Genomic DNA, 22057 nt, shown 5'->3' with positions numbered 1-22057 from the left:
ACCATGACAGACATCAATGCTTCAATCGAAAAAATCAAAGCCAAGGTAGATGAGATCGGTGTGCAGGAAATGTCCCGCCGATCCGGTGTCCCGTACACAACCATTCGGTCTCTGATTACTCGCGACTTCAAACCCCAGACTGTCACCACGTTAGAGCAACTTGAAAAAGTGGCGCAGGAGAACTCCGCCGCCTAACCATTCGCGCACCTCCCCTGGGTGCGCGAACGGGCCAGTGACCAATCCCCCCGGTTGCTGGCCCCACACAACAAGATCGATGCCGGATTTAGCCCCGGTCTTTCGCCAGATGGCCGCGCTCTGGTTCGATAAAAGCGCGGTGAGGTTTAGGTGATGGCGCTGATGCAGCGACTTCCCACAAGTGGTTCGGCGGGTTGCTTTTGCGACTGTCGGATAAGCGGCTTCGTTAAGGTTAACTTTTAACCATGATGAAGCCAAGGCCTATGGTTCCCGAATAACTGGGGGTGTCCGGCTCTAAACGCCAATTCGGAACGGACACCCCGCTTTTTTGAGGGAACCAACAATTTGGAACCGCAGGTCTGCCCTCACGCATGGGCGGTAATTTATTACGATTTACCGCACCGCGTCATGAGCATACCCTCAAAAAGGGCATCAAGCCATGACCAAGAGTCAAAGTTCGCCTACGGGCGTAAAATTTAACCATAACACCCCCGTCGAGCAGCATGGCCGCGTCAAATTCCGGCCCCGCGCGTCGTCGTATGTGGATGAGTCCGATCTCGAAAAATCGTGCGCCCCCGAAGGTTATGTGGCCCATGGACTGGCGGTGCGGTCATGAGCCGCCTCAATATCCCCGACAATATCCCGGCTGATGCGCTTGATCTGGTTCAGGACATGCTCAACAACCTGTCCAAAGCCGATAGTGACGGCGGCATAGGCACTTTCGGGTATTTCGTGCAGCAGGTGGAAGGCTTTGATTTCGGCGCGGTCTGCCCTGAGATCATGCACCAGGCCATTGGCCAAGCTATCGCCCATGCTCACGCTCTGGCCAATGTCGTTTCCGGCGCGCCATGTGATTGCGCGGAATGCCGAGCCGGACGCCCATCCAACAAAACCAAGCCTGATGTCGACGGCCTTATCAATCGTGTTTTCGGAGGACGTCATGGGTGACATCATCGACAACACACGCTTTGAGAAGGTTCGCGCCGCCGCTGCGTCCGGGATGCCAGGATGTAAGACGGCACAGAAACGGGTCAAGAACGCCACGACCGCGGGTTTGAAAGCCGCCGTGGATGCGCGGTACAAGGCCCCGGCGCTCGACCCGCTTGGTCAGTTCCCAAGCGTCCACCAGCTTGACACATACCGGCCCTGCGACATCTGCACCCGCGTTGAGGACGTTGAGCCGCGCTACGCCTGCCGTGAATGCCGTGACGAGGCGGATGCGTTGGCGGCAAAGTGTGTTCGTGATGGCCTGAACCCGGTCAATGACGACTATCCCAAGGGGTCGGCGGGATATTTCATGGGTGAGGGCCAGTGGCGCCGAATTCATCCCAAGCGCCGTCTTGGATTGGCTGGCGTCGTATCGCTGGTTCTGATCGTGCTGGCCGTCGTGCTGTTCGGGGAGGCTGGCAATGTCGTTCGATAGACAAGACCGCCTCCGCAATGGCCTTGAGCCGATTAAATCCCCGCAGCTCGGCATCTCGATTGTGCGGCTGATCGGTCTGCGTCAGTGGCAGAATATCGCCGCCATCGAGGGCCGGTCGATTGATGCTGTGCGCGCTCAATATGACGGCGGGTATAAGCGGGAAGCGTCTATAAGTGAGCCTCAAGCCGCCGATAAACCCGCTGATAAACCGGCGTGGAATGTCAGGACGCGCCGCCGGATGAAGCACATTCACGGCGTGGACATAAAACTGACGGGGGCGAAGTGATGGCATCAACGGACAAATACACCCGCATCGAGCAGGCCGAATACCTGAGGCTTGACTGTCCCGGCCGCCCCGGAAAACTGCCTCTAGCCATGATCCGGCTTGGTCAGCACAATGGTCTATGGGCCGCCGCGATAGAGTTCCATCAAATGATGGGCGATTGCTGGGGCATGGGCGAGCCTCTGGGGATTTATAACGGCAATACCAGCCGTTTATTCAGAACTCGCTCAGAGGCCGTAAATGACGCGGCCGCGCGTATGCTCGAAAAGATATATGGTCGCCCGGTCTTGATGGCTGCTCAGATCGCGTGGGCTAAGTCACTACAGTCTAAGCCGGGCGATCAGATGACCCTATTCGGGGAGGTGGCGTGATGCGAGACAGATTCACACCAGCAGAGCGCATCAACAAGGCCGTGGCGTTACTTTCCATAGCTTCGCTGGCTAAAGAACCAAGCGTTCGCCTGTCCATCCTGCCGATGGCACAAGCTCAGATCACTATTGCTATGGCTCAAGGGGGTGACAATGCACGCTCTTGACGCTGAACAAGCCGTGATCGGCATCGCGCTATATGATCAGTCAGTGCTCCCGCTGGTCATGCACCTGCATGAATACCATTTCCACGACGATCTACACGGTTTCATATGGGGGCTAATCCGTGAAGGCGTCTCTGCGGGTAAAAACATAGGCCCGCAGACCATTGCGCCCCTCTTAGGTGATTCCGCAGAGAAGTATGGCGGGTCTAAATACCTGTTTACGATGATCGATAAGTGCCCGCCGACCTTCACGATATCTGACAATGCGGGAGCGATCATAAACGCATGGCAGGTCAATGAGGTCGCTAATAGCTTCACCAGTGTAGCGAAGATGACCGACGCACTGGCAGCCATAGACGCCGTCAAGCAGGACATCGCACGCATTGAGATAGCTGCCGGATCGGGAGAAGAGTCGGTAAACGCGACAGCCGCGGCCACGGATCATCTGTCTATGCTCTACGGTCAGGTTGAGAGTGGGCGTCCGTCCGGACTAATGACGGGCCTAAAGTGCATAGACGATAGGTTGGGGGGATTAAAGCCGGGGCACGTCATCGTGACCGGCGGGCGTCCATCGATGGGCAAGACGGCATTCAGTCGTAATGTCTCATTCGGCGCTGCCCGACTCAACCCAGATCACCGCGTGGTCTTTTACGCGCTTGAAATGACACGGGGTGAAATGTCGGAGCGCTGCCTGTCTCACCTGACATTTGAGACCGGATGGAGCGTGGCCTACAAAGACATATCAAGCCCATCTAAAGACACGCTGGATCACGTCTCTTCCGTCGCCGGTGACGTGCCACGCAACCTTTTCATAAACGATTGCAGCCGCATGAGCATAGACGACATCAGGCGCGATGCCTGGCGTCATAAATCACGGTCTGAACTGGCGCTAATCGTCATAGATTATGTTCAGCTTCTAACTATGCCGGATTATCGCGGCAAGACAGACGCGAAAGCCCTCGCTGAGATGACCGCGGAGGTTAAGCGGATGGCTAAGGAGCTTGGCTGCACCATCATGCTTGTGGCCCAGTTAAACCGCAATCTTGAAAGCCGTGAGAACAAGCGGCCTCAAATGTCAGACCTTCGCGACAGTGGCGGGTTTGAGCAGGACGCCAACGCTATCCTATTCCCATATCGTGAGGTCGTTTACCTCCGCAATAATCCACCCACGGACGCTATGCGCCTTCTGGACTGGGAGGCTGAGTGCGCGGCCAAGTCACATGAAATGGTGGTCATCTGCGCCAAGAACAGAGGCGGTGAGGTGGGTGATGATGTCATGTGGGCATCGATGGCCCACGACGTAATCCTGAATGAACGCCCGGACAATTGGAGGGGTGCATGAGCGACCTTAAGATAAATACATACCCGATGCACATAGGTGATTGGCATAGCGGCACATCACGCATGTCGCTGGCTGAACGTGGCGCATATATCACTTTGTGCCACCAATACTATCTCGATCAAGGCGAAGGATGGACGGTCACCGAGTGCTTACGCATCTGCGCCGCTATGGCGAAAGATGAACAGAAAGCTGTTAAAAGCGTTCTGGCGTCAAAGTTCATTCAGGCTGATGGGGGTTACCGTCACGACGGCATGGACAAGCGTATTGGCGAGATTAAAACTGCATCTGAGCGCAATCAGGATCGCGCCCGTATCGCCGCAGAAAAACGATGGGGTAGCAATGCGCAAGCACCAATCGAAGATGCTATTAGCAATGCTACAAGCATGCCCGAAGCATTGCTTGAGGAATGCCATCCAAAAACCAAAAGCCAAAAGCCAAAAGAAGCTATAGCTAAGAGCCCAAAACTCGAAGGCAAAAACTGGCCTGAGCGAAACCAAATCATGGCCGAGTTGGGCAAGGTCTGCGGCCCCGGCATAGTCAACCCGCACTCGACGGCAAGCATGATCCAGACCACCCACGCCGTGACCTCATGGCTGGCGATGGGTTACGATTGGCGAATGGTCAGGCAGGTGATTGATGCCAAAACCCGAAAGTCCAGAGTTAAGCCAATCACCACCTGGTCGTGGTTCAACGACGTTATGCGGGAGGCTCACGAGGTATGGGTTCCGCCCGCTGAGGCTGAGGAAGTGCCTGATGATATCCGCAAAAACCTTGTCCGGCACAAGGTGAAAACTGGCCAATGGATGCCGTCTTGGGGGCCTGAGCCGACATGGGCCGAAGAAAAACAAATCCGCGACGAAAGGGACGCAGCATGACCCACTACGCCGAACAGCGCGAGGCCGAGGCTGACGACGGCCTCTACACCGAAAAACTGCGCTACATCGCGGGCCGCATCCGTGCACGCCAGCAGATCGGCGGCATCGGTGATGACCTGAAATCCTTCGTCTGGGCCAACCGCGCCAAGTCGGAATTGTTCGCAGATGCCCGGCTCATCATCGACACGTTTCCGGGCCAGTTCCCGCTATCAGCAGAAAAGGCAGCCGATTGATGGCCAGAGCTGACCGAGCCAAGTTCCTCGACCCGGATTATGCGCTCAAGAAGGCTGCGGCTGAGCGTGAGGCCATGCGGCAGACCGGCAATTGGGGCGTCAATCCCGATACCGTCAGCCGCGCCCAGAGCCAGCCTGAGGCCTACGACATGGCGCAGGATCATCGCAAGCGTGTCACACGCCTTGAGCGATGCTTGGTGTTCGATGCGCTGTTCCGCAAATCCGTGATCGACCAGAACCAGCAGAACGCCGGCAGGGCCATTGTCGAGCTATACGCCAAGGCTCACGGCATGGACGGATCACGCGGCATGAGGGCCGAGTTCGTGGACAATGACCGCGGCGACAGTAAGGGGCGCCTCGATATCCAGATGGCGGCTGCACGACGCTACGACGAGATCAAAGCTCACATCGGCGGCGGGTCAGCTAAGCTGATCGAGGCGCTGTGCCACGACTGGATCATGGACACTGGCAGGTCGTGGCAAGATGCGGTAAGATCGGTTTACACCGTGCGGGATGAGAAGAAGTTATCGGCCTTCATCGTGTCGGCTGTTGAGAATGTCAGGTTCGCTTTTGAGGCTGGGTTGTGAACTAAATCAACGCGCGATAAATTCCCCGTTGACGTGCGCGCGCAAATCAGCCAATTAATCACTATGCGCTGAAGTAGCGTCACAAGATCAGGCCGCACGGGGAACCGTCGCGGTCTTTTTTCATTTTCATCACATGGGTAATCACGATGTCGGAAGGCAAGGAAAAGCCTTGGCCTGATGATGCGCCTCGACGCGATTTGACGGACAAGCAGAAGCGGTTCGTTGAGGAATACCTTATCGACCTCAATGCCACACAGGCTGCGGTAAGGGCGGGATACAGCGTCTCGACCGCCCATTCGATAGGCCATGAGAACCTTAGCAAACCTGAGATAATTTTTGCGATCTCCGAGGCGCAGGCTTCACGTTCAAAACGCACCGAAATCACCGCCGACCGGGTGCTGCAAGAACTTGCCAAGGTAGGTTTTGCCAACGCTTCGGACGTAGTGAACTGGGGCACGAAAGAGGTCGCGTTCGGCTTCACTGATGATGGCAAGCGCCTTCCCGCTGAGGAAATTGGCAGCGCGTCTTTGGTCAAATATGTCGACGCACCGTTCGTTGACCCTATCAATCGCGACGATCTGCCGGATGATATCAAGGCCGCCGTTTCCGAGGTCAAGCTGACCAAAGACGGATTCGCGATCAAGATGCACGACAAGGTTGGCGCGCTTGAGAAGATCGGCCGACACTTGGGAATGTTCAAGGATAAGGTTGAGTTGACGGGGAGGGATGGGGCGGATCTTCCAGCCCCCTCAGTGACCATATTCCAACTGCCTGACAATGGCAGGGGGTGAGCCGAGCCAAACGGTCATAAGGCCGCAGGACGGTCCGCAAATGGCCTTCCTGTCGTCACCGGCTGATATTGCGATATACGGCGGCTCTGCTGGCGGCGGAAAGACTTGGGCGCTCCTGATGGAGCCCCTAAGGCATATAGCTAACGCCAACTTCGGCGCGGTTTTCTTTCGTCGTTCCACGGTGCAGGTTCGTAACGAGGGTGGCCTTTGGGATGAAAGCCAGAAACTTTATCCTTCGATGGGGGCAGTTCCTAAAGAGCATGTTCTGGAGTGGAAGTTTCCTTCCGGCGCATCAGTAAGTTTCGCTCACCTTGAGCACGATAAGACCGTCCTGAACTGGCAGGGCTCACAGATACCGCTGATTTGCTTCGATGAGTTGACGCATTTCAGCGAAAAGCAATTCTGGTACATGGTCAGCCGAAATCGCTCAATGAGCGGTGTGCGGCCATATATCAGAGCGACATGCAATCCTGATGCGGATAGTTGGGTCGCGAAATTCATATCATGGTGGATCAACCCAGAAACGGGCCTTCCGATTCCGGAGCGTGCTGGCGTTCTCAGGTGGTTTATACGGGTAGGCGATACGATAGTTTGGGGTGATAATCCCGACGACCTAGCAAGTCACACGGCGCCTGATGCCGATGGGGCTCAGAAGCCCATTCCACCCAAGTCTGTGACCTTCGTTCCGGCGAAGTTGACGGACAACAGGGCGTTAATGGCCGCTGATCCGGGCTACCTTGCGAACCTGATGGCCCTTGGCACGGTTGAGCGCGAACGGCTCCTTGGTGGCAACTGGAATATACGTCCAGCCGCGGGTCTGCTGTTTCAGCGTGGCTGGTGTCAGGTCGTTGAGGTCGCGCCCGCCGGTGTTCGGTGGGTTCGCGGTTGGGATTTAGGCGCTACGCCGAAGATTGAAGGTAATGATCCTGATGGCACGGCTGGCACTAAGCTCGGCAAACTGCCGGATGGTCGATACATTGTGGGCCATCATGTCAAGGCGTGGCTATCTCCAAGTGGCGTAGAATCGCTTATAAAAAACACCGCCGAACAGGACGGTATCGGGACTGAAGTTTCGCTTCCGCAAGATCCTGGGCAGGCCGGTAAATCGCAAGTCACTAACCTCATCAAACTTCTGAGCGGATTCACTGCGCGGGCCACGCCGGAATCTGGCGACAAGGTTACGCGATTCAGCCCGTTCTCGGCCCAAGCTGAGGCGGGCAATGTTTTGGTTCTCAAAGGGGCGTGGAACGAAGATTGGTTCTCGGCCCTAGAAGGCTTCCCAGAAGCCACGCACGATGACGACGCCGACAGTACCAGCCGGGCATTTAATGCCCTTCTATCGAGCAGCACCTACACCCTTGACGGCCTCTAAGGAGCGGACATGAGTATCGTTGCCCGCATTACTGACGGCCTCACCTCTCTTGTTTCCCGTATGGGGACAGACCGAGATAAGGCGGCGACCACGTTCTACGGCGCGCCGATGTTGAGTGATGATCAGATCGCATTCGGCTATGACGGGTCGTGGTTGCCGCGTAAGATTGTGGATATCCCGGCGTTTGACAGCGTCCGAGCATGGCGCGACTGGCAAGCGAAGCCTGAGCAGATTGAAGCCTTAGAGGCTGAGGAAAAACGCCTCGGTCTGAAAGCTAAGGTTCAGGAGGCACGGCGTTTGGCCCGTTTGTGGGGCGGAGCTGCCATCATGATTGGTACGGGCGATCTAAACCCGACTTTGCCGCTCAACATGGACCGCGTATCAAGGGGTGGTGTGAAGTATCTAACCGTCCTGTCGTGCCGATTTCTGGCCGCGGGCGAAATAGACCGAGATCCGACATCCGAGTGGTACGGCAAGCCAAAATATTACACGTTGGCCAATGCCAGCGGCCAGCAGCTTACAATCCACCCGTCGCGGCTGGCGATATTTCTTGGAGCGAAACAGGCTGACCCCGACCTATCGACAAACGCACGAAAAGGATGGGGCGACAGCGTTCTAAATTCGGTCATTACTGAAATCAAGAACACTGACGCAACCGCTGGCAATATCGCCTCTCTGGTCTTTGAGGCCAAGGTTGATGTGATCCGCATTCCCGGCTTTATGCAGGGCATGATGGACCCCGGATATGAGGCGCGGCTGTTAAAGCGCTTCACGCTGGCCAACACGGCCAAAGGAATAAACGGCACAATCATCCTCGACAAAGAGGAAGAATACGAAACCAAAGCGGCGTCTTTTGCGGGCTTGCCTGACGTGCTGGATAGGTTTTTACAGATCGTGTCTGGTGCGGCGGATATTCCTGCCACGCGGCTGTTGGGGCAAGCCCCCGCTGGCATGAACGCGACCGGTGATAGCGATCTGCGCAACTATTACGACCGCCTGAGTGCCGATCAGGAGATAGAGACCACACCCGCGCTTTATCGGCTCGATGAATGCCTTATCCGCTCAGCTTTGGGTTCGAGGCCCGACGAGGTTCATTATCGTTGGTCACCTCTGTGGCAAATGAGCGCCAAGGAAAAGGCCGACGTGTTCAAAATCAAGGCTGACGCCGCCCGCGCCATTGCGGGCAGTGGTGGCGCATCGCCTCAGCTTATGCCGATTGAAGTTCTATCTGACGCTCTGGTGAACGCATTTATTGAGGATGGTTCGTTGCCGGGCTTAGAGGCCGCCATTGATGAATACGGCAAGCTATCAGAGCAAGAGCCGGATGGTGATGACGAGACGGCGGCATTGGGCGCTGCGTTAACCGATCCGAACGCGCGACTGGCTGCAAATGACGCTACACCGCGCACGCTTTACATCCGCCGCGACGTGAAGAACGCTGCTGAGATTATCGAGCATTTCAAGGTTCAAGGCGTTGAAACGACTCTTGCGGCTGACGACATGCACGTCACGATTGCCTTCTCTAAAACGCCCATCGACTGGCTCAAGGTCGGCGACGACTGGGGAAATGTAGATGGGGAACTAACCATCAACGCGGGCGGCCCTCGTATGATGGAGCAATTTGGTGACGCCACAGTAATGGTGTTCGGCGCGTGGAATCTTTCATATCGCCATGAGCGGGTCAAAGAGGCTGGGGCGTCTTGGGATCATCAGGATTACAACCCGCACATCACAATCACCTATGCACTGCCAGTAGGTATAGACATCGCTAATATCGAGCCATGGAAAGGCAAGATCGAGCTGGGTGTTGAGATATTCGAAGAGATAAAGCCGAATTGGCACGCTGAGATAGCTGAGGTTTAACCATGCAATTTACCGATGCTGTAACCGTCGCGGGCACGCGCCGGAGCGCTGACGGCTACCTGATTGCTGAGGCAAGGGCGGTTCGGACCGGCGTTCAGATTTACACCGGCTCCGAAATGGGCGTCACTGACAAGGCGGTTGTGCGGGTGTATCGGCCCGCCGAAGAGGTCTTTTCCGACGAAAGCCTCCGCTCTGCGTCACACATGCCCATCACCATCGACCACCCAAAGGACGGCGTCACGGCTGACAACTGGAAAGAGTTGGCCGCGGGTGAGGTATCCACGCTGGCCAAGAAGGACGGAGAGTGGGTTCAGTTTCCGCTCATTGTCAAGGATGCGGCCGCGATCAAGGCGTTCGAGGCTGGCAAGCGCGAATTGAGCGCGGGCTATACCTGCGTGATCGATTGGGTTCCGGGCGTCACGGCTGATGGCGAGGAATACGACGCGGTTCAACGTCATATCAAGTTCAACCACCTCGCACTCGTTGACCGGGCGCGGGCTGGCTCAAAGGCTCGCATCGGTGACGGTGCGATTTCATGGGGCGCTGCCCCGATCACTGTAGCAGACGAAAGGAATCCGCACATGCCGGACAATCTGCGTAACGTCATGGTTGACGGCCTCTCGGTCTCTACGACCGATCAGGGCGCGCAAGCCATCGATAAGCTGACCAAGGATCGTGATGCCGCAGCGGCAAAACTTTCCGATGCTGACACCGCGCACAAGGCTGCAATTGCGTCCAAGGATGAGGAAATCGGCACACTCAAGGCCGACTTGAAAAAGGCCCAAGACGGCGCGCCAAAGCCCGCTGATCTGGATAAGTTGGTGGCAGATCGCGCCGCGCTGGTTTCCACCGTCAATAAGCTTGACGGTAAAATCGACGTGTCAGGCAAGTCTGACGCTGAACTTCGCCGCGCCGCTGTCGTTTCCAAGCTTGGTGACGAAATGGCTAAGGACGCTTCCGACGCCGAAATCAGCGGCATGTTCAAGGCTATCGCCAAGGATGCCAAGCCCGCCGATCCGTTCCAATCCGTGCTGTCTGACGGTGTTGCGCCCAAGGGCGACATGCGTGCTCAGGCCGACGCTGCCCGTAATGCCCGCAACCAAGCTCTGCGCGACGGGTGGAAATCTCCCGCCGACGCGGCTTAATCGAAGGAGACACCGAAAATGGCTGTCGTTCAATCCACCTATGACACCACGCATCCTGTCGGTTATGCCGGGATGATTGCGAATGGTGAAACCTCAAACCGCATTTCCCGCACCGTTGAAGATGCAGCCGCCATCCCGTTTGGTAAGGCTGTGTTCCGCGGCGCTGGGGACCACGGCTGCATTCTGGCTCCGACAGCCGGTGCGCTTCTGGGCATCACCATCGCCAACTATGCCGCACCACCGGTTGCTGCGACTGGCGCACAAGCCGATTCCTATCCGCAATATTCCACCGCTGGCATTTTGACCCTTGGTGTTATCTGGGTTTCGTCCTCGGTGGCCGTCGCGGATGGTGATCAGGCTTATGTGACGCCGGCCGGGGTCATCACCAACGTATCGACCAGCAACGTCATTCTGCCGGGCTGGTTCTTCCAAGACACCATCGGCGCTGCGGGCCTGACCCGTCTGGCCAAGCGCTAAGGAGGCGCCACTATGAACCAATTGGTTTTCACCGACGCGCAATCCGCGCTCGGCTTCGTGACGCCTGCGTTCTATAATATCGAGCGCACCGTCTACCAGAAGAAATACCCGTCATTCGACTACGCCTCGGTTATCCCCGTGATCACCGAAGGCAGCGAATGGGCGCGCGGCACACTGTTCCGTTCGTCTGACGCTGCCGGTAAGGCTGAGTTTCTGTCTGGCAAGGGCTTCGACATGCCCTATGCCGACGTGACCCGCGATCAATTCCTGAAAGCATTCGAACTGGCCGGTATCGGCTACGAATGGTCACTGGAAGAGATCAACGTCGCGGCGGCTGAAGGTCGTCAGCTTGGCGACGAAAAAGGCCAGGGCGCACGCCGCATCGCAGAACAGTTCCTGTGGGGCGTAGCCATGACCGGGACGGGCGAAAAGGGTTGGACCGGGCTTGTCAACGACACGAACGTCACCGCAACTACGGCTCCTGCTGACGGCACGGGTTCGGCCACGACTTGGGCCAGCAAGACGCCGACCCAGGTGTTACGCGACTTTAACGCCCTTATCACCAACCAGTATCTCGGCACCGCGGAAACCGCGATGGCTGATACTGTGCTCCTGCCGTGGGGCGTGCTGAACTATATGGCCACCACGCCGATTGGTGATAACGCCGACAAGACCATTCTCACATTCCTGCGTGAGAATAACGCCTATACCGGCGAAACCGGCCTGCCGCTTGTCATCCGCTCTTTGCGGGCGCTCAACACGGCTGGCGCATCTTCGTCAGGCCGGGCCGTCGCCTATCGCCGCGATCCGGAGGTTCTTCGCTTCCATCTGCCGATGCCTCATAAATTCCTGGCACCTTGGCAGAAGGGGTCGATGACCTACGAAGTGGCCGGCATCATGCGTACCGGTGGCACTGAAATCCGACTGCCGAAAGAAGTCCGTTATTTGGATGGCATCTCTTAAGGAGCGACCGACATGCTTGTGAAAAACATCACCAATGGGCCTAAAGGCCTGAATGCGCTGGCCGGTCAGGTTGTTCTTGAGCCGGGGCAGACTGCTGATGTCGAAATCAGCGACGACGAACTGAAAGCTTCTAAGGCGACGAAGTGGTTTGCTTTCGCTAAAGACGCTGAAAAGGCCGACAAGACTGAGGCTGCGGCTGATGATGAAGTGGCTAAGCTTCGTGAAGAAGTGGCCGCGCTGAAAGCCGCCAACGACAAGCTGAAAGCTGATGCCGACAAGACTGAGGCTGCGGCTAAGGCTGCCGCTACAGGCCAAGGCGGCGAAAAGAAGTAAGCGTAAGGGCGGGCCCGACACCCGCCGATTTCTTAAACGAGGGCGGCATGGCTGGATATGGCACCGATCAGGGCTTTACGGACTGGCTCGCCGCCAATGGCTACACCCTTGCCATAGACCCTAATCAACTAGCTGTCCTGCGCCAAAAAGGATCGTCCTATATCGACGCGACTTATGGCGCTCGTTTTGTGGGGCATCAAGCTGGCGGCGTTGCTCAAGAGCGGGCTTGGCCAAGGTCATGCGCACATATCCGCGGCATTGATATAACTGACGACGCAATACCGTTCGCAGTCATTGAAGCGTCATATCACGCTGCCAGATACGCCTTTATCAACCCTGACGGCCTTGTGGTCACAGGAACGGCTTCGGGACAGGTGAAGCGTAAAAAGGTTGATGTGATCGAGATCGAGTATCAGACCGCTTCGTCCGATAAACTGGCTCAAAGCATCACACCGCTAATCACGTCTGTTGACGGATTACTGGCTCCATATTTGCGCGGCGCATATGAAGATGCCGCCATCGCTGTGGTCTGATCATGGCTGACTTCTACGACGAAATGTCCGCGGTAGCATTGGAAATGCTGACCGAGTTCAATCAGGCCGAATACATTTTATCGCGCCAAGGCGAGCCGATCCCAGGATCTAACCCGTGGGATGAGCCGGAACTGCCCGCGCCTGAAACGTGGACGCTTAAAGGCATATCCAAGACCGTCGAGCAAAAATACGTCGATGGCATGACCATCAAGGCGACCGATCGACAATTGGTCATCGCGCCATTCGAGGATGAGCCGCGACAAGGTGACGTGCTGACCGTCAATGGGCAGGTTCAGACCGTGCTGGCCATCAAGCCTATTACCGAGCGCCGTCTGGGGTGGCACATCATCATAAAGGGCTGACATGGCCAGTATAGCCGAGCAGCGCCGCAGGGTCAGAGACTTGATCGCCACGCTTGAGCCTGAGTTACAGGCCGCGTTCGTGTCGAGTGTGGATGATATTCGCAACAACATCGTTCTGGCCGAACTGATCCTGGCGCTTGAAGCGGGCAACGTCGAGCAGGCGCTTGAGGTGCTACACATCAGCCGAGCGTCATTCGGCCAACTGGCAGACGTGTTCGCGCTGGCATTTAATCAGGGCGGGCGGCTACAAACTGAGTTTCTTCCGCGCCTGACCCAACCCAACGGGCTTAGGGCTGTGGTGCAGTGGGATGTAAGGAATCTGCGGGCTGAGGCAGTTCTGGCTGAATTGTCGTCCAGCCTCATTACCCAGGTGACTGAGGAAACAATTAAGGCGGCGCGTGTCGCTATCACCGAGGGTTATGCGGCGGGGCAAGGGCCAAGCCAGATAGCACTTTCACTGGCGGGCCGGATCAATCGCGCATCGAACCGGCGTGAGGGCGGGCTGGTGGGTATGTCAGCGCCACAGGCTGAGGCCGCCACGAATATGCGTGAACGCCTTCTCAGTGGCGATCCTGCTGAGATGCGCAAGGTTCTGGACATGAAACTGCGTGATAAGCGGTTTGATGCCTCGATCCGAAAGGCCATAGATGCGGAAAAGCCGCTCAGTCAGGCTGATGCCGACAAGATGGTGGCGCGATACGCCGACAAAGCCATCCGTATGCGGGGTGAAATGATCGCCCGCACCGAAACTGGCAATGCAGTCATGGCGGCACGTCACGCGGCTGTCTGGCAGGCTATTGAGGCAAGGGGCGCGACAGAACTAGACGTTAAGCGGCGCTGGCGGGCTGTGGGCGACGATAAGACGCGGCACACGCACAGGGGCATGAACCGGCAGACGGTGATCGGCATGTCTCAGGCGTTCGTGTCGCCATCGGGTGCACGGCTGATGTATCCCTTGGACCGCAGTCTGGGCGCTCCGGCCTCTGAGGTCGTCGCGTGTCGTTGTGACGAAGACATTATATTCGACTTTACGCGCGGGCTTAAGTGATGGGTAGTTTTTCGGCGCAGGTGAATGCTTGGGCTAGAATGACCGAGCAGCGCATAGAAGCGGTATTTCACGTCTCGGTTCAGATGCTTGAGCAGGAGATGAAGAAGCCGACGGCGCAGGGCGGTAATATGCCGGTTGTGTCTGGCAACCTTTATCGCTCACTACTGGCCAGCCGTGACGTGATGCCGTCAATAAAGTCTGACGGGGTTTTTACTGAGCCGAACAATACCCTGACTATTAGTGGCGCCGAACTTGGCCAGACTATCTATCTGGGCTTTCAGGCCATATATGCCCGTCGCGTCAATTACGGGTTTACCGGTACGGACAGTCTGGGCCGGACGTACAATCAGACGGGGCGGAACTTCGTTGGACTGGCGGCCCAGCGCTGGCAGCAAATCGTGGCTGAGGCTAACTTTCAGGTTCAGAAGACGGTCCAGAGCCGTCAGGCCGGTGGAGTTCGGGGTACGGTGGCGCGTCAGGGCCGGAACGCTCGCTGATTATCAGGATCGCGGTTTTGATAAGACCTACATGCTCTGTCAGGGCTTTGATGGCTGTATCGCCGTGCACAGTCTGGCCCGAATGATCGCGCAGTAGCAGGCTGACCTGATGAAGCAGGTCATAAATCTGGCGATCGGTTAACGGGGCGCGGCTCACGGTAAACGCATAACACAACAGGCGGGCGATGGCGACGGTTGAGACGAAAATCATGGCCGTCCTAATGGCGCGCGTCGGTGAAACGCTACTCGAATACCCCGTTACATGGGGAGATGACGGTTTCACACCGCCGATCGACGGTCAAAAATCGCTGCCATACATCATCGCGGAGAACGTGCCGAACGTGCCCGACAGGATCACCATTGGTGATAGCGGAAAGGACAACCGGCAAGGCATTCTAACCCTGTCGCTGATGGCGCCGGTCACGATGAAATGGAAGCTGCCGGTCATGGTCGAGAAGCAGGGATTAATGGCGGCCGAGTTTCCGAAAGGCTTCCTACCCGCTTTTGACGGTCTGCGGGTGCGCGTCACGCAATCCCCTCGCTGTGTCGCGCCATACCGCGACGATACGAACTACCGCTGCCCGGTTCAGGTGCGGTGGCAATCCTTCTCTTAAACGCTAACCGAAAGGAATACCGATGTCCGGTGACCTATATGCCGTTGCGGGTAAACGCTTTTACCTTGGCCCGGCCATCGCCCTTAAGGCGGCTAATTACATTTACAGCGAACTTGCGTCACTGACGTACACCGAAGTGGACGGATGGGAAACGCACGGCGCCATTGGTGACACGGCGCAGGTTATCACCACATCCCTAATCAACCGAGCCCGCGACACGAAGCAGAAGGGCACCAAGAACGCTGGGTCGATGGAGAATAATTTTGCCTACGTGCCTGGTGACGCGGGTCAGGCGCTTCTCGACGCTGCTGTGGCCTCCAATTCAAACTATGCCGTGAAGATACTTGGCAATGATGAACCAGCGGCCCGAAGCGCCGCGGTCACGATTTCCAACGCGTCTCCTGCGGTTGTATCTTTTGCGTTACACGGATTAACTGAAGGCGCTGCGTTCGACCTCGCCACGACCGGCTCACTGCCGACGGGGCTTTTGCCCGCAACGACCTATTATGTCGAAGAAGTGCTAACCAACGGCACCTTCACGCTTTCGGCCACAAAGGGCGGCGCGGCGATAAATACGACCGGCGCTGGCAGCGGCACGCACACACTTACGACCGAGCCTGCGCCATCGGAGCGTTATTTCGTCGGCTTGATCATGTCGAACAGCGAGACCGGCGGAAACGCCAATACGGTGCAGATGCTGTCGGTGAACGTGGAAATCAACTCGAATATCGTCAAGCAGGTTCCGCTCGGCTAACCCCATCCCGCCGACAGCGGGTCAAGACGTCGCCTTGTGCGGCTAGGGGGTGGTGGTTGTCGGACTCCATCCCCGTCCTACCGACAAGAGGATTCAATGGACATTTTAGACATTAAACAGGATCGCGCCGCGATTGATGCGGGCGATTGGGTTGATAACATTCCCGGACTTCCCGGCGTCAGGCTGAAGGTTCGCGGAACAGCCGGTGACACTGCGGAAAACCTGCGCGACGCCAAGCTTAGAGCCTTGGGCCCAGATGCTATCAACGTCGATGGTGGCGTTAAAGATGAAGTCGTTGAACGCATCGCCCGCGAAGTGCTGCATGAGGCCATTCTTCTTGATTGGGACGGCATTGAGAGCGGCGGAAAACCGTTGCCATACAGCCTTGAGGCCGCCCGCCCGCTATGCCTCGACAAAAACTTCAAGAATTTCCAGGACAAGATCACTTGGGCCGCAGCAAAGGTCGTGCGCATAAACACCGGCAAACGCGAGGCGCTTGAAAAAAACTAGCCAAAGCCGTGGCATGGAACCTTGACCACGGCGCTGAATATCGGGCTCTGATCGAAAAACAACAGCCCATTCATAAGGATAAGATGCCGCCGCCCGTTATGGCTGGTGGCCACTCAATCCTGAAAGCCTTCTGGGAACTTTCAACTGAGCGGCAGATTGGGTTCGGCGTTGGGCCCATACCCGGCTCACTGATATCTAAGGCCGCTTCAGACATTGGGATCTACGACCCAGACCGAGTGGCGGATTTTCGCAGCATAATACGTGCCTGCGATGAGGTTTATCTCTCCCGATCCACCCCAAAAGACCCAAATGATAAATCTGCCGCCGCCGCGAAACCGGCGATGGCGATGGACGCCTTTGACACAATGCTTGAGCGAGGAAGGAACAAATAATGGACGTCGCCTCGCTCGGCATCGCTGTTGATTCCTCTCAGGCTAAGGGGGCGTCAGGCGATCTTAACGCCCTGACCGAAAGTGCGAGGCGCGCAGATAGCGCTATAGAATCCCTAGGTGATGAGGCGCAATCCACTGCGGGCTCGTTTGATCGCATGGCAGCGTCGGTTGCGCGTACATCAGGAGTCAGAAAGCTAGCGACTGATATTGATAGGGTTGGTAAGTCGGCCCAGGCTAACCGGCACCACGTTTTAAACATGGGCCATCAATTTATAGATCTTGGCGTGCAGGGTGTAGGCGGCGCAAATATGCTTGTCGCGTTCATTCAGCAAGCGGCGCAGATGGGGCCTATTGCGGCACAGGCTGAAATGAGCGTCACGCAGTGGGCAAGAGCGTTCGGACTTCTCAATCCGGTTGTACTAGCCACAACCGTCGCTGTCGGCGTTGCCGCAGGTGCTTTTGCCCTCTTCAAATCTGACGTCGATAAAGCCGCGAACAACGATGATTTTGTGAAATCCCTTGGCCTGACTGACAAGGAATTGAAAAAGCTTGGCGATACCAGCGTCACCGTGGGCGATATGTTCAAGGGCCTATGGATGACGATTGATGAGGGCGGTCGTGTCTCGAAGGTGTTCACGGACATCAAAACCGTAGCTGTGGATTCGTTCAGGGCGATACTTGACGCGATCAAGACCGCCATCGCTGGCCTATATGGCGCCGACAGGGCTTGGAAAGAGTTTAAAGCGGGGCGTATCACTGATCTGGAGGGAATTTGGGAGGCTACCAAATTCTATACCAAGATGGCCGAGGCCCGCATGGACGACTTCGGGGCTAAGGTTGGGGCCAATGCAACACGCGCCAGTGAAGAGCGCTTAACTAAAGCGGCTAACGCACTAAGAGGAAGCCGCTCGGATCGATCGACACGGCAGCCCCGATATGAGGGTATACTGGAAAGCGGCGCTCTGAATGATGGGTTCGATTTTACGAAAACATCCGACATGTACAGAGACATTACGGATCGCTTTGCGGCCATGGAGCGGGTTGCTGATCCGCTAGGCGATAAGCTGAAAAAACTTAACAGCCAGTTCGACGTTACCGGCATCCCAAATCCTGCCATACAACGCATGGAAGCCTTTGCCGATGCAGCCCGATCTGTCGGTGAAAATCTGGGTTACGCCGCTGCTTATGGCGACAAACTGGGCGAAAGCGTCACCAACTCCCTGCGCCGGATCGCTGCGGAGTGGGCCGCGAATAAATTGGGCGATATCTTTGCCTCTATGGTCGATGGGAAAAAGGGTAACAGCATCTCAGATGCGGGCGGGTTCAGCGGTTATGCCAAGAGCCTGTTTAGTTTTGACGGGGGCGGTTTCACAGGCAATGGCTCACGCTCTGGGGGCATAGACGGCAAGGGCGGTTTCCCGGCCATCCTGCACCCGCGTGAGACGGTTACGGATCACACCAAGGGCCAAGGCGGTTTCAACTTCGCGCCGAATATCCAGATCAACGGCGAGGCGCTGACGGACCGGCTGATGAGCGGGATTCGATCCGTAGTGGAAGACAATCGCCGCTACGTTGACCGCGAAATCAAGAAGTCTGTCCCGGCCATGAATAACCGTTACGCCAAAATCGGGACGTATTCGTAGTGATCGACACCTTTCCGATTGAATTATTCTGGCCATCATCAATGCGCTGGAGACGTACGATGGTGACGGTATCCGGCGGGCAGGGTGCGAATGGCGTCACGCGTCGCGGCCGGACTGATGGTGGCGGGCTGTGGCGCTGCGAAATGACGGTTCCTCTCCTCAACGTGCCAAGCATCAAAGTGGCGCGCGCGTTTCTGGAGGATATGGACGGCGGCGCAGCGCAAATCTTGGTGCCGTTCTACCCCGAAGCTGAGGCGCCCTATCCTTTGGGCGTTCCGGGCGCGCTCGTGACCCACAGTGACGGATCTACGTTTAGCGACGACACTATGTATCAATCAGATGCGATTGAGGTTGAATTGGCTCAGAGTGTGGCGCTGAGAGCGACAACTGTTTTTCCTACGCTCACGGCCATTGCGGACCTCGACGGCGGCGAAATGTTCAGCGCGGTGCATGACACATACGGCGAGCATATCTATGTCGTGACGCGCATCCTTGATGATGGGTCGTGGCGCATAAGACCGCCGTGGCGCGAGGCATCAAATGCCGAAACCCCGCTTAACTTCGACAATCCGAAATGCGTCATGCACTTGATTAATGCCGATGAGGCAATGGAGGACATAAGGCCTCCGTATCTATCCAGCATGACCCTCGTGTTTGAAGAATCTCTAGATCCGGTTCCGGTAAATTAATGCCCCTCACCCCTGCCCAAGTCGCCATCATGCAGCAGATGGAAGCGCCCAGTTATGCGCTTTTTCTGCGGATTGAGCGGGAAGGTGGCACGGATCGGCTATGGACCGGTGTTGGCGACATTGCGGCTACGGCTGATGATGATTACGAGCCAGGCGCGATCTACAAGGGCATGGGCATCCTGCGCGAACTGCCGGAATTGTCTTCAGTTCCAAGTGGTGCGGCGCGGCGTTTTGATATCAGTTTTTCGGGCGTCGATGCATTGCCGCGGTCGTGGATGCTTCCCACTACGGATATTTTCGGATCTCCGGTGCGTATCGGCACTGTGGATTTCGACTCTGAGTTTCAGATGCTTGAGGCCATCGATTGGGAGGCTTCCGCGACCGCTGATGTGGCGCGATCCAGTTTCGATAATGGCGTGAGAACCGTGAGCCTGTCGTGCATCACCGGCTCTGCCACGATGGCCGGTACTATCAACACCCACTGGACGCCATCGCAGCACAAGATCGAGAACCCGACCGATAACGTGTTCAAGATGGTGCCGTCCATGTCCGTTATGCGTATCATAAAGTGGTGATCTGACATGGCTGACGAGTGGGATTGGGGCGATGTCGGTGATGTCATTGTCGCGGTTGCGGCTGTGGCTGTGGCGGCGAGCGTCGAGGCTGGGATTCGCGGCCTATTCGGCGGCGACAAACAGCGCGCATCGCAAGGCATGTACCCCGTCAAAGAGGGCATACCGCCGACCACGAACCTTGTGGGCGACTTTACCCGTGTTGCCGGGGCCTTGATTATGCGGGACGCGCAGGATCAGGCGATGGTCAACATGCAAGCGATCCACGCCGGACGCATTGCCGAGGTCCCGCCGCGATATTGGCTACATGACGACGAGGTTCAGTTGGCACCGGGCGGTTATGTCGACGCGGTGATTGATGGCCCAAATGATGGACGATACACGAACGCGGGGACCTATATCTTCGCACGCACCGGCCTGCCAACAGAGACGAAATACACCGACAGCTTCTTAGACCGCTTCCCCTATTACTGGACCGATCCCAACTGGCGCGGTGACAATATCGCCACGATATACCTGCGCGGCATCATGCCGTCGAACCGTCGCGAATATTATCCCGGCGGCATCCCTGAATTATCCTGCGCAGCGCGGGCTGTGTGCTTTGACTGGCGCGATGTGGCACAGGATATCGATGATCCGATGTCGTGGGAGGCCTGCGCTAACCCTGTCGTCTGGACCGTATTCAAGGCTTGGCGCGAATGGGGCGTCGATTGGGACACGCAGATTGCACCGGTACTGGCCGATCTGACGGCTGAGGCGGATTATTGCGACGAACCTGTTGCTCTTAAGGCGGGAGGGACTGAGCCGCGATACAGGTGCGCTGGCTGGCACTACGGCACGGATTCGGAAAGTTCTGTGCGCTCCCGCCTGCTGGATTGTATGGACGGCTGGTACGACTTTGACCGCTTCGGAAATCTGATCGTCAAAGCCGGTCGCGTCGAAACCGATGTGCCGATCATCACGGCTGACATGATTGAGGGTTGGGTCTGGGAGCACGGCACGCCAACCGAGGACGCGGTCAAAGAGATCGTGATCAAATATCAGTCGCCGGATCACAAATATAACGACGTCAGCCCAGACCCGTGGGTGATCAATGAACTGGCATCAAGGGGCGAAACTCTTGATGTGCCGTGGGTAAAATGGCTGTCACAGTCTCGCCGCCTCGCAAAGCGGATGGTGCCGAAACTGAACCCCAAGAGCCGTGGGACGGTGTCGATGGGGCGGGTAGGCCGGACTTTTAAGGGTTATCGCTACCTGCGTATCCAAAACCCTGACGAACCGCTGATGGCGGACGTGCTGTGCGAGGTCATGCAGCGCGATCTGTCGAGCGACGGCGGGACATACACCTATACACTCAGAGAGGCTGAACCGGCTGTCGATAGCTGGAACGCCGCCACGGAAGAAGGTGATCCGGTTGAATATGTCGCGGCCGCGGCGGGTGAACCACTGGCAGCGCCTGAAATCACTGACGCAGACGCAGTGCAGGACGGAACGCTTGTCAGGGTCAGTATTGACGCGACGGGACCGGACCGAACCGACCTGACATGGTTCACGGCATGGCGCGTTGGGTCAAGCGGGACGTGGGTTGAAGAGGCCAGTAGCGCATCAGGCGGTACGGTCACGCTCCTGACCGGTTCTGTGCCGCAGGTGTCAAATCTTGAGGTCAGGGTGATGTACCGCACGGGTCAGGAATCTCTTTCGCCACCATCGGACCCGTTTGACGTGAACAGCACCATACTGTCCGTACCTGAGCCCACAAACCTGTCAGCGACCGGCGGCGTGGGGCAGGTCAATGTGTCGTGGCGCTATCCGCAGCAGCCATTCGCCTACGTCAAGATCAAGCGCAACACCACGAACAATTACGGCACGGCCACGGAACTCGGAACGGAACACACCGGCGGGCTGGGTCAGACCGTGACCGTCACCGACACGATATCTCCGGGGCCTTACTGGTACTGGGTCAGGGCTTTTGATGACGACGATAACCCGTCCGATCCCGTTGGCCCCGTAACCGCCTCGTCAACCTAAA

Annotated in this window: 28 protein-coding genes; 27 read left to right on the top strand and 1 reads right to left on the bottom strand. The window is 57.0% G+C overall.

The window, feature by feature from the left end; all coding sequences use genetic code 11:
* Positions 1-3: 3 nt before the first annotated feature.
* On the top strand, positions 4-195 hold the full coding sequence (locus IE102_RS01625) for a hypothetical protein (protein WP_189484633.1): 192 nt from the start codon (positions 4-6) through the stop codon (positions 193-195).
* A gap of 582 nt (positions 196-777) precedes the next feature.
* Here IE102_RS01625 and IE102_RS01620 read toward each other — a convergent pair.
* Positions 778-1008 carry a hypothetical protein gene (locus tag IE102_RS01620; protein ID WP_189484632.1) on the bottom strand — a complete coding sequence of 77 codons (231 nt, stop codon included), beginning with the start codon at positions 1006-1008 and terminating at the stop codon, positions 778-780.
* On the opposite strand from IE102_RS01620, the gene IE102_RS01615 reads away from it, so the two are divergent.
* The 26 genes from IE102_RS01615 to IE102_RS01495 all read left to right on the top strand — a co-directional run bounded on the left by IE102_RS01615 (position 1007) and on the right by IE102_RS01495 (position 22056).
* Positions 1007-1618, top strand: coding sequence for a hypothetical protein (locus IE102_RS01615; protein ID WP_189484631.1), 612 nt, complete (start codon positions 1007-1009; stop codon positions 1616-1618). The two genes, IE102_RS01620 and IE102_RS01615, sit on opposite strands and share 2 nt — an antisense overlap.
* Entirely contained in the window at positions 1605-1904 is a 300-nt protein-coding gene (locus tag IE102_RS01610) for a hypothetical protein (RefSeq protein ID WP_189484630.1), read from the top strand. The genes IE102_RS01615 and IE102_RS01610 overlap by 14 nt, the downstream gene beginning before the upstream one ends.
* Positions 1904-2272: a hypothetical protein gene (locus tag IE102_RS01605; RefSeq protein ID WP_189484629.1), complete on the top strand. Its 369-nt coding sequence runs from the start codon at positions 1904-1906 to the stop codon at positions 2270-2272. Before IE102_RS01610 ends, IE102_RS01605 begins: the two co-directional genes overlap by 1 nt.
* A 150-nt stretch (positions 2273-2422) precedes the next feature.
* The gene (locus IE102_RS01600; RefSeq protein WP_189484628.1) at positions 2423-3775 is read left to right on the top strand and encodes a replicative DNA helicase; all 1353 of its coding nucleotides are present in this window, start codon (positions 2423-2425) and stop codon (positions 3773-3775) included.
* Positions 3772-4650 carry a YdaU family protein gene (locus IE102_RS01595; protein WP_189484627.1) on the top strand — a complete coding sequence of 293 codons (879 nt, stop codon included), beginning with the start codon at positions 3772-3774 and terminating at the stop codon, positions 4648-4650. The genes IE102_RS01600 and IE102_RS01595 overlap by 4 nt, the downstream gene beginning before the upstream one ends.
* Positions 4647-4883, top strand: a complete 237-nt coding sequence (locus IE102_RS01590) for a hypothetical protein (protein ID WP_189484626.1) — start codon at positions 4647-4649, stop codon at positions 4881-4883. Before IE102_RS01595 ends, IE102_RS01590 begins: the two co-directional genes overlap by 4 nt.
* Positions 4883-5470: a hypothetical protein gene (locus tag IE102_RS01585; protein ID WP_189484625.1), complete on the top strand. Its 588-nt coding sequence runs from the start codon at positions 4883-4885 to the stop codon at positions 5468-5470. Before IE102_RS01590 ends, IE102_RS01585 begins: the two co-directional genes overlap by 1 nt.
* Positions 5471-5616: 146 nt before the next feature.
* A complete protein-coding gene (locus tag IE102_RS01580; protein WP_189484624.1) occupies positions 5617-6261 on the top strand; it encodes a terminase small subunit in 645 nt (214 codons plus the stop codon).
* Between the two features lie 40 nt (positions 6262-6301).
* Positions 6302-7633, top strand: coding sequence for a phage terminase large subunit (terL, locus tag IE102_RS01575; protein WP_229807517.1), 1332 nt, complete (start codon positions 6302-6304; stop codon positions 7631-7633).
* A gap of 9 nt (positions 7634-7642) precedes the next feature.
* Positions 7643-9496, top strand: coding sequence for an anti-CBASS protein Acb1 family protein (locus IE102_RS01570; RefSeq protein WP_189484622.1), 1854 nt, complete (start codon positions 7643-7645; stop codon positions 9494-9496).
* Between the two features lie 2 nt (positions 9497-9498).
* Positions 9499-10641 (top strand): DUF2213 domain-containing protein, encoded by a 1143-nt coding sequence (locus IE102_RS01565; RefSeq protein ID WP_189484621.1) that lies wholly within the window; start codon positions 9499-9501, stop codon positions 10639-10641.
* Positions 10642-10659: 18 nt separating this feature from the next.
* Positions 10660-11118, top strand: a complete 459-nt coding sequence (locus IE102_RS01560; protein ID WP_189484620.1) for a structural cement protein Gp24 — start codon at positions 10660-10662, stop codon at positions 11116-11118.
* Positions 11119-11175: 57 nt separating this feature from the next.
* Entirely contained in the window at positions 11176-12081 is a 906-nt protein-coding gene (locus IE102_RS01555; protein ID WP_229807516.1) for a DUF2184 domain-containing protein, read from the top strand.
* A 12-nt stretch (positions 12082-12093) separates the two neighbouring features.
* Positions 12094-12414 (top strand): hypothetical protein, encoded by a 321-nt coding sequence (locus IE102_RS01550; protein ID WP_189484618.1) that lies wholly within the window; start codon positions 12094-12096, stop codon positions 12412-12414.
* 47 nt (positions 12415-12461) lie between these two features.
* Complete coding sequence (locus IE102_RS01545; RefSeq protein ID WP_189484617.1) at positions 12462-12947, top strand: DnaT-like ssDNA-binding protein; 486 nt, start codon at positions 12462-12464, stop codon at positions 12945-12947.
* 2 nt (positions 12948-12949) lie between these two features.
* A complete protein-coding gene (locus IE102_RS01540; protein ID WP_189484616.1) occupies positions 12950-13309 on the top strand; it encodes a cupredoxin domain-containing protein in 360 nt (119 codons plus the stop codon).
* Position 13310: 1 nt separating this feature from the next.
* Positions 13311-14357: a putative phage head morphogenesis protein gene (locus tag IE102_RS01535; protein ID WP_189484615.1), complete on the top strand. Its 1047-nt coding sequence runs from the start codon at positions 13311-13313 to the stop codon at positions 14355-14357.
* A 38-nt stretch (positions 14358-14395) separates the two neighbouring features.
* Positions 14396-14854: a hypothetical protein gene (locus IE102_RS01530; protein ID WP_229807515.1), complete on the top strand. Its 459-nt coding sequence runs from the start codon at positions 14396-14398 to the stop codon at positions 14852-14854.
* 185 nt (positions 14855-15039) lie between these two features.
* Complete coding sequence (locus tag IE102_RS01525) at positions 15040-15468, top strand: phage tail terminator-like protein (protein WP_189484613.1); 429 nt, start codon at positions 15040-15042, stop codon at positions 15466-15468.
* 22 nt (positions 15469-15490) lie between these two features.
* Positions 15491-16222 carry a hypothetical protein gene (locus IE102_RS01520; RefSeq protein ID WP_189484612.1) on the top strand — a complete coding sequence of 244 codons (732 nt, stop codon included), beginning with the start codon at positions 15491-15493 and terminating at the stop codon, positions 16220-16222.
* Between the two features lie 96 nt (positions 16223-16318).
* Entirely contained in the window at positions 16319-16732 is a 414-nt protein-coding gene (locus IE102_RS01515; RefSeq protein WP_189484611.1) for a phage-derived protein YdaY family protein, read from the top strand.
* Positions 16733-16815: 83 nt separating this feature from the next.
* Positions 16816-17124: a phage tail assembly chaperone gene (locus tag IE102_RS18140; RefSeq protein ID WP_505595771.1), complete on the top strand. Its 309-nt coding sequence runs from the start codon at positions 16816-16818 to the stop codon at positions 17122-17124.
* Positions 17124-18767, top strand: coding sequence for a phage tail length tape measure family protein (locus IE102_RS01510; protein WP_189484610.1), 1644 nt, complete (start codon positions 17124-17126; stop codon positions 18765-18767). The genes IE102_RS18140 and IE102_RS01510 overlap by 1 nt, the downstream gene beginning before the upstream one ends.
* Positions 18768-18826: 59 nt before the next feature.
* Positions 18827-19456 carry a hypothetical protein gene (locus IE102_RS01505; protein WP_189484609.1) on the top strand — a complete coding sequence of 210 codons (630 nt, stop codon included), beginning with the start codon at positions 18827-18829 and terminating at the stop codon, positions 19454-19456.
* Positions 19456-20031: a hypothetical protein gene (locus tag IE102_RS01500; protein WP_189484608.1), complete on the top strand. Its 576-nt coding sequence runs from the start codon at positions 19456-19458 to the stop codon at positions 20029-20031. The genes IE102_RS01505 and IE102_RS01500 overlap by 1 nt, the downstream gene beginning before the upstream one ends.
* A gap of 6 nt (positions 20032-20037) precedes the next feature.
* Complete coding sequence (locus tag IE102_RS01495) at positions 20038-22056, top strand: phage tail protein (protein WP_189484607.1); 2019 nt, start codon at positions 20038-20040, stop codon at positions 22054-22056.
* Position 22057: the final 1 nt, after the last annotated feature.

The sequence above is a fragment of the Asticcacaulis endophyticus genome, from assembly GCF_014652575.1.
Taxonomy (GTDB): Bacteria; Pseudomonadota; Alphaproteobacteria; order Caulobacterales; family Caulobacteraceae; genus Asticcacaulis; species Asticcacaulis endophyticus.
This window is presented reverse-complemented; position numbering and strand designations above follow the sequence as displayed.